The sequence below is a fragment of the Parazoarcus communis genome (assembly GCF_003111665.1).
Taxonomy (GTDB): domain Bacteria; phylum Pseudomonadota; class Gammaproteobacteria; order Burkholderiales; family Rhodocyclaceae; genus Parazoarcus; species Parazoarcus communis_B.
The window spans coordinates 2455448-2472583 of sequence record NZ_CP022188.1 but is presented as its reverse complement, the minus strand read 5'-3'; the positions used below and the strand labels follow the sequence as shown (position 1 = coordinate 2472583).

At 62.1% G+C, this 17136-nt stretch carries 15 protein-coding genes; 7 read left to right on the top strand and 8 right to left on the bottom strand.

Annotated features, from left to right (window positions below; translation table 11 throughout):
- Entirely contained in the window at positions 1-222 is a 222-nt protein-coding gene (locus tag CEW87_RS11260) for a hypothetical protein (RefSeq protein ID WP_108973079.1), read from the top strand.
- Positions 223-327: 105 nt separating this feature from the next.
- Here CEW87_RS11260 and CEW87_RS11255 read toward each other — a convergent pair whose 3' ends face one another.
- On the bottom strand, positions 328-1683 hold the full coding sequence (locus tag CEW87_RS11255; RefSeq protein WP_159098149.1) for a hypothetical protein: 1356 nt from the start codon (positions 1681-1683) through the stop codon (positions 328-330).
- A 217-nt stretch (positions 1684-1900) separates the two neighbouring features.
- On the opposite strand from CEW87_RS11255, the gene CEW87_RS11250 reads away from it, so the two are divergent.
- Together CEW87_RS11250 and CEW87_RS11245 are read left to right on the top strand one after the other, a co-directional pair.
- On the top strand, positions 1901-2695 hold the full coding sequence (locus tag CEW87_RS11250) for a thymidylate synthase (protein ID WP_108973075.1): 795 nt from the start codon (positions 1901-1903) through the stop codon (positions 2693-2695).
- Complete coding sequence (locus CEW87_RS11245; RefSeq protein ID WP_108973073.1) at positions 2692-3192, top strand: dihydrofolate reductase; 501 nt, start codon at positions 2692-2694, stop codon at positions 3190-3192. Before CEW87_RS11250 ends, CEW87_RS11245 begins: the two co-directional genes overlap by 4 nt.
- Before the next feature lie 71 nt (positions 3193-3263).
- Here CEW87_RS11245 and CEW87_RS11240 read toward each other — a convergent pair whose 3' ends face one another.
- The 3 genes from CEW87_RS11240 to apbC all read right to left on the bottom strand — a co-directional run bounded on the left by CEW87_RS11240 (position 3264) and on the right by apbC (position 7418).
- Complete coding sequence (locus CEW87_RS11240) at positions 3264-5510, bottom strand: arginine/lysine/ornithine decarboxylase (RefSeq protein WP_108950842.1); 2247 nt, start codon at positions 5508-5510, stop codon at positions 3264-3266.
- A gap of 143 nt (positions 5511-5653) precedes the next feature.
- Entirely contained in the window at positions 5654-6220 is a 567-nt protein-coding gene (gene dcd, locus CEW87_RS11235; RefSeq protein WP_108950841.1) for a dCTP deaminase, read from the bottom strand.
- Positions 6221-6326: 106 nt separating this feature from the next.
- Positions 6327-7418, bottom strand: a complete 1092-nt coding sequence (gene apbC / locus CEW87_RS11230) for an iron-sulfur cluster carrier protein ApbC (RefSeq protein WP_108973071.1) — start codon at positions 7416-7418, stop codon at positions 6327-6329.
- 155 nt (positions 7419-7573) lie between these two features.
- On the opposite strand from apbC, the gene CEW87_RS11225 reads away from it, so the two are divergent.
- The 3 genes from CEW87_RS11225 (at position 7574) to CEW87_RS11215 (ending at position 12228) form a co-directional block, all read left to right on the top strand.
- On the top strand, positions 7574-8161 hold the full coding sequence (locus tag CEW87_RS11225) for an OmpA family protein (RefSeq protein ID WP_108973069.1): 588 nt from the start codon (positions 7574-7576) through the stop codon (positions 8159-8161).
- Positions 8162-8275: 114 nt separating this feature from the next.
- Positions 8276-10417 (top strand): methionine--tRNA ligase, encoded by a 2142-nt coding sequence (metG, locus tag CEW87_RS11220; RefSeq protein WP_108973067.1) that lies wholly within the window; start codon positions 8276-8278, stop codon positions 10415-10417.
- Positions 10418-10536: 119 nt separating this feature from the next.
- Positions 10537-12228 carry a SulP family inorganic anion transporter gene (locus tag CEW87_RS11215; protein WP_108973065.1) on the top strand — a complete coding sequence of 564 codons (1692 nt, stop codon included), beginning with the start codon at positions 10537-10539 and terminating at the stop codon, positions 12226-12228.
- Positions 12229-12249: 21 nt separating this feature from the next.
- Here CEW87_RS11215 and CEW87_RS11210 read toward each other — a convergent pair whose 3' ends face one another.
- Genes CEW87_RS11210 through hemC form a run of 4 tightly spaced genes read right to left on the bottom strand, consistent with a single transcriptional unit; the run spans position 12250 to position 16555 of the window.
- Positions 12250-13431, bottom strand: coding sequence for a heme biosynthesis HemY N-terminal domain-containing protein (locus CEW87_RS11210; protein WP_108951536.1), 1182 nt, complete (start codon positions 13429-13431; stop codon positions 12250-12252).
- 10 nt (positions 13432-13441) lie between these two features.
- Complete coding sequence (locus CEW87_RS11205; RefSeq protein ID WP_108973063.1) at positions 13442-14782, bottom strand: uroporphyrinogen-III C-methyltransferase; 1341 nt, start codon at positions 14780-14782, stop codon at positions 13442-13444.
- Positions 14783-14791: 9 nt separating this feature from the next.
- Positions 14792-15580 (bottom strand): uroporphyrinogen-III synthase, encoded by a 789-nt coding sequence (locus tag CEW87_RS11200; RefSeq protein WP_234421509.1) that lies wholly within the window; start codon positions 15578-15580, stop codon positions 14792-14794.
- A gap of 18 nt (positions 15581-15598) precedes the next feature.
- The gene (hemC, locus tag CEW87_RS11195) at positions 15599-16555 is read right to left on the bottom strand and encodes a hydroxymethylbilane synthase (protein ID WP_234421508.1); all 957 of its coding nucleotides are present in this window, start codon (positions 16553-16555) and stop codon (positions 15599-15601) included.
- Positions 16556-16678: 123 nt separating this feature from the next.
- Between hemC and CEW87_RS11190 the strand changes: the two genes are divergently transcribed.
- The gene (locus tag CEW87_RS11190; RefSeq protein WP_108973059.1) at positions 16679-17107 is read left to right on the top strand and encodes a thioredoxin fold domain-containing protein; all 429 of its coding nucleotides are present in this window, start codon (positions 16679-16681) and stop codon (positions 17105-17107) included.
- Positions 17108-17136: the final 29 nt, after the last annotated feature.

Below are 17136 nucleotides of genomic sequence, written 5' to 3'. Positions count from 1 at the left end.
ATGGCCACAGCGATCAAGCACCCACACTTATCGATTGTTCAATTTTTTAAAGAACCGCTGCAGTTCCTGCAGCAGAGAAGCGAGATTATGATCAACTTAACTTATCTCGTCAACCCCTGTTTTCGTTTTATTTCAATAACCGCCGAAACAACAAAAACAGAAATCCGCTTCAAAAACACCTGCAAAAACAACCGCTTTCCTGCCATCACCCCGTTTCGCTAACTGCGTTTCGCGGTGAAGAGGTGCGCATTATAGACACCCCATGAACTAATGCAAGAAGAAAATGAAAATAAATTCAAAGCCGCCTATTGATAGGACTGGAACCGATCAGAGCACCTGATAGGCGCGGAGTTCAAAGCCCTGCCCGGCCATCGATCCTTCGAGTTGTTTGAGCTTGGAAACCCGCCCCTCTGCATTCACGAAGAGCGGGGCTCCTTCACGCAATACGCCCACAGGTGCGATGACCCTGACCGCCTCGCCCCTTTGTACCGGATCGCAGAAGAAGAGTTCGACCGGGACGCGTCCATCATCGACCCGCACCAGTTCGGGGCGGACGGACAAGGTTTCGATCCCGACCTCGGCGTCGCCCTTGGCAAAGCGGACGCGGCGCACGACACCAAGGTGCCAGCTCACCCCATCCTTGGGACGAAACGCAAGGAGTTCACCGGCCTCCGGCACTGGCTGAGTCTCTTCCTTGTAGATAAGGGCACCAACGCCGCCACGACTCAGATCGGTTATGAGCCATGCGCGGTTAGCCACCTCGCCCCTGGCTTCAAAGAGACCTTTGACGTTGACGTATCCCCGCACGACGAGCAACTGGCCGTCGACGATGTGGCGCTTGAAACGCCTGACAGGCGGGCGTGCCGACCAATGACGGCGCAGATGCAGGGCGGCGTCGCGCAACAGGCGCGGCTCGTGACCGGCAAGAACCGGGGGCAGCACCCCTCTGATCAACTGACCATGGAGCTCGGCGAGAAACTCGGCTGCGCCCGCCGGATGAAAGTACCAGACCGGCGCCGCAAAGGAACGAGACAAACGGACCGGCGTCGGTGAGGCGGGCGGATTCACAACGTAAAGGGCGCCATGCGCGTCACCGCGTCGCACCGAAAGAAAGGGCAGCACAAGGTCCACCAGGCGGCAAACCCCCACGGCACCCACCTGCTGCAACTGATCGAGCGCTGCAGACTGATAGGCAAGGGCCCGCAAATACTCGCGAACCACGCCGCCATCATCCGCGCTTGCCTGAACGCTGTCGACATCAGCGGACTCAACGAACAGCTGCCCGAGCAGCGCCCAGACATCAGGATCAGGGACGTGGCGATCGACGAGCTCCCAGCGCACGAACTGTGCGGCAATGCGCGCAAATCCCAGTGCTACGGCCGGCGGCAGCTTTTCACCCTGCCCCGCTACGAACGCCTGATAGGCCGAAAACACCTCGCCGACAGATTCACGTACGGCGCAGATCCATACACTCCAGTCCACATCCGGGCTGTGGCCGTCGCTCTGGAGCACGCCAAGCGGGACACTCTCATTGATGGCCCCGAAGAAATCGTCAATGAAGGCTGAGATTTCAGCCGATGCGTCGGCGGGCAGATGCTCCGGGCGCAACTGCACACACAGGATCTGCGCAGCCTCCTTGACGGCAGCAACAGGATCGCGGGTCGGGGCATGCCTCCTTCCCAAGGTAAAATCAAAGATGTCGCCCCTGCTTTTCACTGCCTTTCCTCCAGCGCCATCGGCAAGCGTATATCCCGGCGCGCGCCCGCCCATCGACGGCGCGCACCGTGCGAGCAATATCCTGACTCGCATACATACCCATTTGTCACAAACTGTGCAAGACCTCGCTACCGACAAGCCGTCCGTCAGCGGGTAGAATCCGGAACTTTAACCGGAAACAGCCATGAACCAATACCTCGACCTGATGCGGCACGTGCTCGAGCATGGCGATCGCAAGACCGATCGGACCGGCACAGGCACCCTGTCCGTATTCGGATGGCAAATGCGCTTCCCGCTCAGCCAGGGCTTTCCGTTGCTCACGACCAAGAAACTTCATACGCGCTCGATCATCCACGAATTGCTCTGGTTCCTGCAAGGCGACACGAATATTCGCTACCTGAAGGAAAACGGTGTCTCGATCTGGGACGAATGGGCTGATGAAGCGGGCGAACTCGGACCGGTATACGGAAAACAGTGGCGCCGATGGGAAACCGCGGACGGCCGCAGCATTGATCAGATCTCGCAAGTGGTCGAGGCGATCAAGCGCAATCCCGACTCGCGCCGTCACCTGGTGTCGGCCTGGAACCCTGGGGAAGTGGACAAGATGGCGCTGCCGCCATGTCACGCGCTGTTCCAGTTCTACGTTGCGAACGGCAAGCTTTCGTGCCAACTGTATCAGCGCAGCGCCGACATCTTCCTGGGCGTGCCCTTCAACATTGCGTCCTACGCCCTGCTGACGCTCATGGTGGCGCAGGTCTGCGATCTCGTACCGGGAGACTTCATCTGGACAGGCGGAGACTGCCACCTCTACCTCAATCACCTTGAGCAGACAAAAGAGCAGTTGTCCCGCACACCCCGGCCCCTGCCGACACTCGCGATCAACCCCGAGGTGAAGGACCTGTTCGCTTTCCGCTTCGAAGACTTCACCCTGAGCGGCTACGACCCACATCCCCACATCAAGGCACCGGTCGCAATATGAGCAGCAAACCGGAAATCATCCTGATCGCCGCAGTCGCCCGCAACGGCGTGATCGGCAACGAGAATGCACTGCCATGGCGACTGAAGGGTGATCTTGCGCACTTCAAGGCCGCCACGACCGGACACCCCGTGCTCATGGGCAGAAAGACCTGGGAGTCGCTCGGCCGCCCGCTTCCCGGGCGACGCAACATGGTCATCACCCGCAACGCTGATTACGTTGCTGCAGGCGCTGAGATCCATCCGGATCCGGAGAGTGCGCTGTGGGCGCTCGCTGAACTGCCGCGGGTGTTCGTGATCGGCGGCGCAGAGATCTACAGACAGATGCTGCCCATGGCCAACACGCTGATGCTGACGGAGGTCGCTGCCGACGTTCCGGGCGACGCACGCTTCCCCGCGTTTGACCGTGAGCACTTCGTCGAACTCAGCCGCCGGTCGTGCAAGGCAGACGCTGACAATGATCACGACTACGATTTCGTGGAGTACCGGCGAAAGGATTGAACCCGGACGCGTAAACGGAAAAGGGGCCGCAGACACGGCCCCTTTTCATTGCGCTGAAATACCGGAACGACTCAATCCAGACGCACGCAATCCACACAGTAGCGGCCATCCTCACCCTTCACCAGACCGTGGATATCGGTCTCGAAGCCGGGGAAGCGACCGTTGAAGTCACGCGCAAAACGCAGATAGCGCACGATGGTGGCGTTGAAGCGCTCGCCCGGAATCAGCAGCGGGATGCCCGGCGGATACGGCGTAAGCAGTATGGCCGTCACACGCCCCTCAAGCTCCTCGATCAGCACACGATCAATCTCGCGGTGCGCCATCTTGGCGAAGGCATCGGTCGGCTTCATTGCCGGCACCATGTCCGACAGGTACATCTCGGTCGTCAGTCGCGCAACGTCGTTCGCCTTGTAGAAGGAATGGATCTCGTTGCAAAGATCCTTCAGTCCGACACGCTCGTAGCGCGGGTGCTTGGCGATGAACTCGGGCATCACGCGCCACAGCGGCTGATTGCGATCGTAATCGTCCTTGAACTGCTGCAACTCGGTCACCATGGTGTTCCACCGCCCCTTGGTGATACCGATCGTGAACATGATGAAGAACGAGTACAGTCCGGTCTTCTCCACGATGATGCCGTGCTCGGCCAGATACTTGGTCACGATTGCAGCAGGAATCCCCGTGTGATCGGAGAAGTCGCCCTCCATGTCCAGTCCCGGCGTGATGATCGTCGCCTTGATCGGGTCGAGCATGTTGAAGCCCGGTGCCAGATCGCCGAAACCGTGCCAGCGATCGCCGGCATTCAGCATCCAGTCTTCGCGCTCACCCAGGCCTTCCTCGGCAAGGTACTCCGGCCCCCAGACCTTGAACCACCAGTCGGAGTCGCCGAACTCGGCGTCCACCTTGCGCATCGCGCGACGGAACTCGACCGCCTCGGACAGCGATTCGTTTACCAGTGCGGGGCCTCCCGGCGACTCCATCATTGCTGCCGCAACGTCGCACGACGCGATGATCGCGTACTGCGGCGACGTCGAGGTGTGCATCAGATAGGCCTCGTTGAAGACATCGCGGTCGAGCTTCCGGGTCTCCGAGTCCTGCACTAGGATCTGCGACGCCTGCGACAGCCCTGCGAGCAGCTTGTGCGTGGACTGGGTGGAGAACACCATCGACTCCTGACACCGCGGGCGGCCTTCGCCGATGGCATGGTAATCGCCGTAGAAGTCGTGGAACGCGGCATGCGGCAGCCAGGCTTCGTCGAAGTGCAGCGTGTCGATCTGACCGTCAAGCATCTCCTTGATGGTTTCGACGTTGTACACCACACCGTCGTAGGTCGACTGGGTGATGGTCAGGATGCGAGGCTTCTTGTTCTTGGCTTCGCGTGCGAACGGATTGGCTTCGATCTTGCGCTGAATGGTCTCCATCGAGAACTCGTTCAGCGAGATCGGGCCGATGATCCCGTAGTGGTTCCGCGTCGGCGTCAGGAACACCGGCACCGCGCCCGTCATGATGATCGAGTGCAGAATGGACTTGTGGCAATTGCGGTCGACCACCACGATGTCGCCCGGCGCAACCGTTGTATGCCAGACCATCTTGTTCGACGTCGACGTGCCGTTGGTGACGAAATACAGGTGGTCGCAATTGAAGATGCGCGCCGCGTTGCGCTCCGAGGCCGCCACCGGCCCGGTATGGTCGAGCAGCTGGCCGAGCTCATCCACTGCGTTGCATACGTCCGCACGCAGCATGTTCTCGCCAAAGAACTGGTGGAACATCTGGCCCACCGGGCTTTTCAGGAAAGCCACGCCACCCGAGTGCCCCGGACAGTGCCACGAATAGGAGCTGTCCGCCGCGTAATGGACCAGCGCACGGAAGAACGGGGGCGACAGCGACTCGAGGTAGTTGCGCGCTTCCCGCACCACATAGCGGGCGATGAACTCGGGCGTGTCCTCGAACATGTGGATGAAGCCGTGCATTTCGCGCAGAACATCATTCGGGATGTGCCGCGCCGTGCGGGTCTCGCCATGCAGGAAGATTGGGATGTCTGCGTTGCGGAAGCGGATTTCCTCAACGAAGGCACGCAAGCCCGAGATCGCCAGGGTCGAGGCTTCGGCAGAAGAGAACTCCTCGTCGTCAATCGAGAGGATGAAGGCGGAGCCTCTGCTCTGCTGCTGCGCAAACGAAGTCAGGTCACCGTAACTGGTGACGCCCAGCACTTCGACCCCTTCACCCTCGATGGCTTTCGCAAGCGCCCGGATACCCAGGCCCGACGTGTTCTCGGAACGGAAATCCTCATCGATGATGATGATCGGAAAATGGAATCGCATCCTTCAGGTCTCCAACGCGGCGCATGTGCGGGCAAACGGCGATGGTACTCCGCCATTCGTTTCCCGCTCGTTACCGGACATGTCCGGAAAAGACAAAAGGGCCGTCAGCCGGCCCTGTTCATTGCATTCACTCAAAACCAGACTCAGATCTTGGGCAAGGTCACGCCCGTCTGACCAAAGTACTTGCCACCACGATCCTTGTACGAGGTGTCGCAAACCTCGTCGGATTCGAAGAACAGCATCTGTGCAATCCCTTCATTGGCGTAGATCTTGGCGGGCAGCGGCGTGGTGTTGGAGAACTCGAGGGTGACGTGGCCCTCCCACTCGGGTTCGAGCGGCGTGACGTTCACGATGATGCCGCAACGCGCATAGGTGCTCTTGCCCAGGCACACCGTCAGCACACTGCGCGGAATCCGGAAGTACTCGACGGTGCGCGCCAGCGCGAAGGAGTTCGGCGGAATGATGCAGACATCACCGGTGAAATCGACGAAGTTGCGCTCGTCGAAATCCTTGGGATCGACGATCGTCGAATTGATGTTGGTGAAGATCTTGAACTCGTTGGCACAGCGGACATCGTAGCCGTAGCTTGAGGTGCCGTAGGACACAATCTTGCCGCCGTCATTGACCCGCACCAGATCCGGCGCGAAAGGCTCGATCATGCCTTGCTGTTCGGCCATACGGCGGATCCACTTATCGGACTTGATGGACATGAGGCAAATTTCCTGTGCGGCCAGCCGGAGAATCCGGCGTCGAAAAATCCGCGTAGTTTAGGGCAAGCGCCGCCGATGCGAAAGCAAGCGGCGGCGCAAATTTGTGTCAGGTGTTCTGGATCACGATATTGGGGAATTTGTGCGTCATGTCCTTGGACTTTTCGGCGATGCTGACGGCCACTTTACGCGCGATCGACTTGTACGTCGCAGCGATGCGCCCGTCCGGATCGGAAACGACCGTCGGCGCCCCCTCGTCGGCCTCCTGCCGGATCTGCATGTCGAGCGGCAAGGCACCGAGAAACGGAATACCGTAGTCGTCGCACATCGACTGTCCGCCGCCGGCACCGAAGATATGCTCCTCGTGGCCACACTTGGAACAGATGTGGATGCTCATGTTCTCCACCACCCCCAGAATGGGCACGCCAACCTTTTCGAACATCTTCAGGCCCTTGCGGGCATCAAGCAAGGCAATGTCCTGCGGCGTGGTCACGATCACGGCGCCGGTGACCGGCACGCTCTGCGACAGGGTGAGCTGGATGTCACCGGTGCCGGGCGGCATGTCGATCACCAGGTAATCGAGATCCTTCCAGTGTGTTTCCTTCAGCATCTGGTTGAGCGCCTGCGTCGCCATCGGTCCGCGCCAGACCATCGGCGTATCGATGTCGATCAGGAAGCCGATGGACATCGCCTGCAGACCGTAAGCCTCGATCGGCTCCATGGTCTTGCCGTCGAGCGACTCCGGGCGACGATCGCCAATCCCCAGCATCTGCGGCTGCGACGGACCGTAAATGTCTGCGTCGAGCATGCCGACGCGTGCGCCTTCCGCGGCAAGGGCCAGCGCCAGGTTGGCGGCAGTGGTACTCTTTCCCACCCCGCCCTTGCCCGAAGCCACGGCAATGATGTTCTTCACTCCCGGCAGCAACTTGACGCCCTGCTGAACCGAATGCGCCACCACCTTGCTGGACACCTCGATATCCACGCGCCCCACCCCGGCCAGGCCGGACAAGGCGTCACGCAACATCTGGCGGATCGGCTCGTGCTGACTCTTAGCCGGGTAACCGAGTTCGACCTCAAAGCGCACGTCGGCGCCATTGACAGCCAGGTTTCGAATGCAGCGTGTCGAAACAAGATCCTTTCCGGTATTCGGATCGATGACGGATTTCAGTGCTTCGGTAACGGCTTCCTGGGTCAGACTCATGTCAGCTTCCTTCAAGATCGGTGCATCCGCCAAACGGCGGGGTCGGGCGAAATCATACCGGACACCGGACTTTCACTCACCCTCTCCGGCATCAGGGTTTCCGATTACCCGAATTCGGCCGATAATATTCATTTTTCATAATCACGCGACAGACCATGCTCAACACCACCTCCGCCCGCCTTCGCAAACACCTTCTGCTGCCACTCTGCCTTGGAGCAGCGTTGCTGTCGGCCTGCGCAACCCCGGGCACCACGGGCGGCACCACATCGACATCCACCACGGCACCGGCCGCCAGACCAGTCCCCCGCATCGACTGGCCGGGACTGCGGCAAGGCCTCGACAAGGCACTTGGCAATGTTGCCGGCGCCGAAGTCGGCGCACCGACCGACAGCAGCCTGCATCTCCGCATTCCGGTGTCCGACGGGTTCAGTTCGGACAGCGTTGAACTTCGCGCACCGCTGGCCCGCGCACTCGACACGCTCATTCCCACCCTGAACGCCTACCCCGACGTCGCGATCCATATCGTTGGCCATACCGATAGTGTTGGCAGCGAGATGTACAACCTGCAGCTTTCGATCCGGCGCAGCGAAGCCGTCATGGAATACCTGCGTACCCGCGGCATTGCGCTCGATCGCATGTCGGCCGATGGCAAGGGCGAGGCCGAATCGATCGCCGACAACAGTCGCGAAGCCGGACGTGCGCGCAACCGCAGAGTGGAGTTTTTCCTGCGCCCGCTCGAATGAGCCCTGCGACGCGTCCCGGGAGGCGTCGATTCTTTGTACGGCCGACCTCATCCGGTGACGGGATAGGCGGCCGGCTTTGCTAAACTCTCACCTTTCGATTCAAGCAAAGCCATCATGTCCCGCAAGATCCTCGTCACCAACGCACTGCCCTACGCCAATGGCGATATCCATCTCGGCCACCTGGTCGGATACATCCAGTGCGATATCTGGGTGCGCTACCAGCGCATGCGGGGCAATACGGTGCACTACGTCTGCGCCGATGACACCCACGGCACGCCCGTCATGCTGCGCGCCGAAAAAGAAGGCATCACTCCCGAGGCGCTGATCAACCGCGTGCACGGCGAACATCTGCGCGATTTCACCGACTTTGGCGTTGCATTCGACCACTACCACTCGACGCACAGCCCTGAGAACCGCGCCTACGCCGAAGACATCTACGGCAAGCTCAATACGGCCGAGCTGATCGACACCCGCTCCATCGAGCAGTATTACGATCCGGTCAAGGAAATGTTCCTGCCCGACCGCTTCATCAAGGGCGAGTGCCCGAAGTGTGGCGCAGCCGACCAGTACGGCGACAACTGCGAGGTGTGTGGCGCCGCTTACGCACCGACCGAACTGAAGAATCCATACTCGGCCGTGTCGGGTGCAAAGCCGGTTCTCAAGACCTCCGAGCACTACTTCTTCCGCCTGTCTGACGAGCGTGCCGTGGCCTTCCTGCGCGAATGGACACGCGGCAGCAACGCGGCCGGCACGCGCCGCCTGCAGGCCGAGGCTGCCAACAAGATGAAGGAATGGCTGGGCGAAGAGGGCGAGAACAAGCTCTCGGACTGGGACATTTCGCGCGATGCGCCCTACTTCGGCTTCGAGATCCCCGGCGCACCGGGCAAGTACTTCTATGTCTGGCTCGACGCGCCGATCGGGTACCTGGCCAGCTTCAACAAGCTGGCACAGAAGCGCGGCGACATCAGTGTCGAGGATTTCACCGACGCTGCGCGGGCAGAAGCCAGCGGCACCGAGATGGTCCACTTCATCGGCAAGGACATTCTCTACTTCCACGCCCTGTTCTGGCCTGCCATGCTGAAGTTCGCCGGCTACCGCACCCCGAGCCAGTTGTGTGTCAACGGTTTCCTGACCGTAGACGGCGCCAAGATGTCCAAGAGCCGTGGAACCTTCATCACCGCGCGCTCCTACGTTGAGCAGAAGCTCAACCCCGAGTGGCTGCGCTACTACTTCGCGGGCAAGTCCAACGGCACCATGGAAGACGTCGACCTCAACCTCGACGACATGATCGCAAAGGTCAATTCCGACCTCGTGGGCAAGTTCGTGAACATCGCCAGCCGCTGCGCAGGCTTCATCACCAAGCGCTTCGATGCCCGCCTTGCTGCGCCGGACGCTGCAGCAATCGCCGAGTTCGCTGCTGCATGGAATTCGGGTTCGATCGCAAACTGTTTTGAAGAGCGCGACTACAGTCGTGCCCTGCGCGAGATCATGCATCTGGCCGACCTCGCAAACCAGTACGTCAACGAACACAAACCGTGGGAGCTGGCCAAGCAGGAAGGCCAGGAAGCACGCTTGCATGAAGTGTGCTCGACTGCACTGACCATGTTCCGCGACCTCACCCGATACCTCAAGCCGGTGCTGCCCGCGCTCGCAGGACAGGTCGAAGCCTTCCTGTCCGTTCCCGAGATGAACTGGACCGGCACCTGGGAACCGCTCCCCGCCGGTCACACCATCAATGCCTACACGCACCTGATGACCCGCATCGATCGCAAGCAGATCGACGCACTGCTCGAGGCCAATCGCGAATCGCTTGCACCGGCCGCCGCCGCGCCGGCAAAGGATGCCAAGACCGCGTCTTCGCAACAGCGCCATGCAGAAAAGCAGCAACACGCAGCGCCTGCGTCCGAAGCCGCGTCAGGTCATATTTCCATCGATGACTTTACCAAGGTGGACCTGAGGGTTGCGAAGATCGTCGACGCCAGCCATGTCGAAGGTGCAGACAAACTGATCCGGCTGCAACTCGATATCGGCGAGGAACGTCCGCGCCAGGTCTTTGCAGGCATCAAGTCGGCCTATGACCCGGCAACGCTCGTCGGGCGAATGACTGTAATGGTGGCCAACCTCGCGCCGCGCAAGATGAAATTTGGCATGAGTGAAGGCATGGTGCTTGCTGCATCCGACCCCGAAGGCAAGACCGGCGGGCTTTACATCCTGTCGCCCGACGGCGGTGCAGCACCCGGCATGCGGGTGAAGTAAGCCCATGCCGCTGACGCCCTCGAAACGCTGGATCGCGCTGCAACGCGCCGGCCGAGGGCGTCTGTCTCCGTAAGCATCAGCAACAGTGCCATGTCGCAAGACCGCATTACGGAGACATCATGAACATCAGGTTTCGCCCCAAACTGCTCGACACGCTGCACGGCTACGAACGCGTTGGCTTCACCCAGGACTTGTCGTCCGGCATTACCGTAGGCGTCCTTGCCCTGCCGCTGGCAATGGCATTTGCCATTGCGTCCGGGATGTCACCGACTGCGGGCATCTGGACCGCCATCGTCGCCGGCCTGCTGATCTCGCTGCTGGGTGGATCGCGGGTCCAGATCGGCGGCCCTACGGGTGCATTCATTCCGATCATCTACGCGATCGTGGTCGATCACGGCGTGCAGAACCTGCTGATCGCAACCATGATGTCGGGCGTCATGCTACTGGCGATGGGCGCCTTTCGCCTCGGCAGCATGATCCGCTTCATTCCGCTGTCGGTGGTCATCGGCTTTACCAACGGTATTGCGGTCGTGATCTTCATGTCGCAGATCAAGGACTTCCTCGGCCTCAAGATCGACAACCTCCCAGGCGAGTTCTTCGCCAAGCTCGAAGCACTCTACGCGGCACTCCCCACATTGCATCTGCCCACCATTGCAGTCGCATGTGCCTCGCTTGCCGTGCTGGTTCTGTGGAACAAGAGGGCGGTGCGTGTTCCATGGATGAAACGCCTTCCGGGCCCGCTTGCCGTGCTGATCATCGGCACCCTGGTGAATGCGGCCTTCAGTCTGCCGGTCGACACCATTGGCAGCCGCTTTGGCGGCATCCCTCAGGAACTGCCCGAGATCGGACTGCCCGAACTCTCGCTCGGCAGCCTCGGCAAACTGATCGCACCTGCGCTCACCATCGCGCTGCTGGGTGCAATCGAATCCCTCTTGTCGGCACGTGTCGCCGACAGCCAGATTGACGACCGTCATGACCCCAACCAGGAATTGATGGCGCAAGGTATCGCCAACGTGGTCGCCCCACTGTTCGGCGGCTTTGCCGCGACCGGCGCGATTGCCCGCACCGCCACCAACATCCGGACCGGCGGCCGGACGCCCGTTGCAGGCATCATCCACGCCTTGGTGCTGCTTGCCATCGTCCTCGTGCTGGCCCCGTTCGCAAGCTACATTCCGCTCGCCACCCTTTCGGCCATCGTCGTCGTGGTCTCGATCAACATGGGCGAGTGGCACGCCTTTTCGCCGAACCAGCTCGCGCGCTACACCCTGGCCTATCGCACCATTCTGCTGGGCACCTTCTTCATCACCGTGATCTTCGACCTGACACTCGCAGTGGAGCTGGGCATGGTCATGGCCAGCCTGTTCTTCATCTACCGGATGTCAGACCTGACCCGTATCGAACGCATTCCGCTTGAGGAGCATTACGGCGTGGCGGGGGTGAGGCGGGCAGACGGCACGCCCCGGATTCTGGCCTACCGCATGTTCGGCAGCCTGTTCTTCGGCGCCGCCAACAAGCTCGAGAACCTGCTGCTGATGCAGGACGGCCATCCCGATGTCGTCATCCTGGATACCGACAAGGTCATCAACATCGACACCACGGGCCTGGACATCCTGCAGACGCTGCACCGGAATCTGCAAAAGCGGGGGGCGACACTGATTCTGTGCGGACTGAATTCGCAGCCGGGTTCGCTGGTTTTCCGTTCCGGGTTTCTCGACCAGCTCGGCGACGACAATGTCACATCGAACATTACCGAAGCCCTGATCCGGGCCCAGCGCATTCGTGGCGCCGGACCCGAAATCGCTTATGCCTGAAGCCTCCTGACGGAGGCAGGCTTATACCGAAACCCGCTCGGCTGCGGCGCGGTAATGGCGTTGAGCGTCCTGCGGCCGCTCAAGCTGCTCAAGCAGGCGCGCCAGCGCAAGATGGGTTTCAACCGTCGGCTGGAGATTGAGCGAGGCTTCGAGGTAACTCTGCGCCTTGCCCCACAGTTGCGAAGCAATGCACAGGCGGCCCAGCGCAAACAGCAACCCGGCATCGCGCGGGTGTGACTTGAGCCAGCCCTCGGCTTTCGCGAGACAGGCCACCTCGTCCCCCTCGCCCTCACCGCATCCCGCATACAGACGGGCAAGTCCGTCGTCCCACTCGGCATCGAGCAGGCGCTCAAGCGTGCGACGCGCCAGCGCTCCCTGACCCGCTGCGGCCAGCAGGGGCACGGCGCGCTCGACCAGGCGGCGGTCGGCCAGTTCGTCCGCAGGAATTTCGGACCACAGATGGGCAAGTGCCGCACCGTCACCCGCACATTCCTGCAGGCGCTCGATATGCGCCCGTCGCAGCAGAGGCAGCGCCTGTTCTGCCGACAAGGCCTTGTGCTTGCGCAACTGGCGGGTCAGCTTCAATGCCTCTTCCCAGCGCTTGAGCGCCGACGCGACACGCAGCGACAACCGCAGGGCGGCAATATGCCGGTGCCCCGCAAGCTTCAGCGTTTCCAGCGTTTCGGCCGCCTCGACAAAGCGCCTCTGCTCGATCGCGAGCTCAGCCTCGGTCATCAAGCGTGCAACCCGGGCGTCCTCGCCCTGGTCCGCCGCACGTCCAAGCCAGATCCGGTAGCGGGTATCGTCATGCAGGGCGTGCGCCGCACGTGCGGCCACCAGTGCAGCCATCGCCGGACTCTCGCCGGAGGAAAACGCCGACGAAGCGAACTTGAGCGACTGCGTGAAACGCCCCTCGAACAGGGTCCGCAGCGCATCGCGCAGGGCCTGCCCAGCTTTCTCCCTGCGACGGCGCTCGCGCCACTGACCGACGACCGATGGCAAGGCCAGGGTGCGCCGAACCAGGCGGATCACGAAGTAGCCGAGCATGAAGCCCAGCACGAGCAGGACCAGCAACAGGTTGAGTGACAACTGCGCCCGCCAGGGCGGGAACACGACAAGCACGTAGCCGTCATTGGCGCCGGCCAGCATGGCCGCGCCAGCGGCAAGTGCGAATATGGCGATCAGCCAGAGCAGGGCTCGCATGTTCCGGCCCTCAGGACTGTGGCGCCGCAGCGGGCTTGTCGCCAGCCGGAGCGGGTTGAGCGGGGACGGCATCCGGAGCCGGATTCGCAGGCGCTGGCGTGACGGGCGGCGTCGCCGGAGCCGACGGCGCAGGCTCCGCAGCAGCAGCCGGAGGCACCGCCGCAGGCTTCGCAGCAGGCGCAGGCGCGGCACGTGCCGGAGCCTCACCGCCGCGCGACTGCAGCAGTCGCAACGCGGCAAAGCTGTTGGTCAGCCCCTTGCGCTCAATGCTCACCGGCATCGCCTCAAGCGTGCGCAACTCCTCAAGCACGAAATTCACGCGCTCGTCGCGCACATCGAAGAAACGCTCAACCCAGCTTCGCGCCTGTGCGAGATCGGCGGCATACGTCCGCCCATCGTGGGCCAGCAAGGCCAGACGTGCGGTCAGCAGGCGAATCTTGAGGTTCTCGCGCAGAAAGGTACTTTGTGCCGGCGCCAGCAGAACAGGCTCGGCAGCCGGGTCAAGGCGCTCGACACGCACAAGGCCGCGCAGATCGTGCCAGACATCCAGTGCGAGCTGTTTGGCGAAGTCCAGCGCCGGAATGCCGCTGCTCTGCTCCACCTTTTCAGGCTCGCCCTCCGCGCCCTGCGGCCCACCGACAAAGGCCAGCGGTAAGGCATCGGCACCTTCCAGCAGTCGTTCCAGACGCAGCGCCATTCCGGGCACATCAACCACGGGCGTCTGCTTGAGCTGTTCGATGTCGCTGACAAGCGCCCTGCGCAGCGGCGCGAGCTGCCCGCGATCATGCATCGCCAGCCGGGTCTCTGCGCCCTGCAGGGCAATCAGTGCTGCCTCGAGGTTGCCGGCCAGCTGAAGCTGCTGAGCGGCAATGGACACCGCCTGTTCGATTTCGGCCATCACGCCGTCTTCGCGCGAGCGGGAGAACTGCTGATACAGGGTTTCCAGCGCCGCGGCCTGGCCCTCGGTCTCCTCGACCTTGGACTCAAGCGCACCCAGCTTGCCCTGCAGACTCGAGATCAGCTCCTGCTGCTGGCGCGCAATGGCACGTGCCTCGGTTGCGACAGTGTCACCCTGCGTCAGCCTGCTTGCGAGCTCTTCGCGCAGGCCTGAGGCCTGCCCGCGGAACTCCCACGACTGCCACACGGCAAAGCCCGCGCCGCCAATGGCAATGATGGCCAGCAGCAAGGCCCAGCCGGCCACACCGCTCTTGCGCGCAGGCTGCTCGGTGTTTGGTGTTTCGTCCCGACCGGACGTCTCCGGCGCATGTTCAGGGGCCGCTTCGGCTTTCGGAGCGGAGGACTGAGTCGCCTCTGGAGGCGGCTGAATGAGCGCAGGCGTTTCTTCTTTCATGCCGAGAGTTTAACCAAAATAGGAAATTATCGTGCGCAATGCGCCCTCGTCACCTGCCCCGGCTTCGATAACCCGGGCAAATCCGAGCTCACGACATTGCGCTGCTATGCGCGGATGCGATGCAAAAACGGGCACATCCGAAAGCAGCACCATCCCCGCCGCCCCGACGATATCCGCCAGATTCCGCGCCCCCTCGCTGCTACTGAGCAGCACCCCATCAACCTCACGCCGCTTCACCGGTTCGAGCAGGCGATCAGGCTCGACGTCCGGACAAAAACGTCTGTAACAGCTTAGATACTCGACCTCGGCGCCTCGCGCAACAAGGGTTTCACCCAAGAGATCACGGCCACCATCTCCGCGCAGGACCAGAATCCGCCGTCCGCGCACGGCTGCGGGCGCAAACGCCGACAGCGCGAGGACCGACTCCGAATCAAACCCGGACTCAGGCGCGATCACCCTGCCGAAGCCACGCGCCGCCAGCGCACGCTCACTCCCCTTGCCGACTGTTGCCACACGCAGCGATGCAGGCCAGTCGCGCGCCACCAGCAAGCCATCGAGCGCATACCTCACCGCGTTCGGACTGACAAAAAAAGCCAGATCGAAGGTGTCCAGCCGACCGGCAACCTGCTCGATCTCCGAGCGATCCGCAAGCGGACCGATCCCGATCACGGGAAAGCGCAAGGCAGTGCCACCGCGCTGCTCGATCGCCCTGCACAGGCTTTCCGCCTGTTCCTGCGGCCGGGTGACGACGATCGTGCGCCCGTTCAGCGCATCCGATATCCGCTCGACCGCCTCCACGACCGCGGCTCGCCCGTTTCAGCCCAGCTCGGCCAGAATCTCCTCCGCGCCCTGGGCGCGAAGATCCTCGGCCAGCTCACGACCAATCTTTTCGGCATCCTCAACGGCGCCCTCTCGCTCGGAGCGCAGGATGCGGCTGCCGTCCGGCAGCGCCACGAAACCGCGCAACCACAGCGCGCCAGCGCGGACTTCCGCATAGGCGCCGAGCGGCACCTCGCAACTGCCGGCAAGCGCACGCGCGACGGCGCGCTCCGCACGAACGCAGGCAGAGGTGTCCGCGTCATTGAGCGGCTGCAGGCACTCGACGATGTCGCTGCGAGTGGCCAGGCATTCGATGCCGAGCGCGCCCTGACCTGCAGACGGCAACGAAATCTCGGCGGGCAAGGTGGAGCGGATGCGCTCGCCGAGGCCAAGACGCTTCAGGCCGGCGGCAGCGAGGATGATGGCATCGTACTGCCCCTCATCGAGCTTGCGCAGGCGTGTGTCGAGATTGCCGCGCAGGCTGGTGACGGCTAGAAACGGGTACTGTGCATGCAATTGCGACTCGCGACGCAGCGACGAGGTCCCCACCACCGTGCCCGGCGGCATGTCGGCCAGCGATTCATAACGGTTCGAGACGAAGGCGTCGAGTGGAATCTCGCGCGCCGAAATGCAGCCCAGCGTGAACTCATCGCCAAGCGTCATGGGCACGTCTTTCATCGAATGCACGGCAATATCGGCCGTCCCGTCGAGCAGCGCCGTCTCGAGTTCCTTGACAAACAGACCCTTGCCACCAACCTTGGCAAGCGGACGATCGAGGATCTGGTCACCGCGCGTAGTCATGCCCAGAAGCTCGACCCGACAGGCGGGATACAATGCCTCGAGTCGCGCCTTCACATGCTCCGCCTGCCAGAGGGCAAGGCGGCTCTCACGGGTCGCAATGACGATGCGTTCGGGGGCGGAGATCGAAGAAGATGCAGGGGCGGAAAGGCTCACGTTAGGAGGACTCATGCTGGGAGAACGATTGTCATGCTGCTGAAGGCACATTTTTGCGGCAACGCAGCATCAGGGTTCGCACCAATGGCGCGCAGGCTGCTCGCAATTCTAGCATGCGTACCAATGACCCTGAGTGCAGCGCAGGGACTGCCCGCAGCGGAGAACCTGGCACAGGACGCAAGACGGATGCGCGCCGAGGCGCTGCCGATGGTGGTGCTCTACAGTCAGGCCGGTTGCACCTGGTGTGAAGAAGCCCGTCGCTATCTGGTGCCAATGTCGTCGGCTGCCGAAACCCGCGATCACGCACTTTACCGGCAGGTTGATATCGACTCCGATGCCGCGATTGTCGACTTCGAGGGCACCCGCACGACGCATCGCGAGTTTGCACGCGTCAGAAAGGTGCGCCTGACCCCGACCGTCGTGGTCTATGGGCCGGATGGTGCCAGAATCGGCGAGGCCATTGTCGGCATGAGGCTGCCCGACTTTTACGGGCAATACCTCAGCAACGCGGTTGATGCTGCGCGCACTACGCTGAACTCGAGAACACGCTGAAACCCCCTTCAACCCGACCCTCTTCAGAC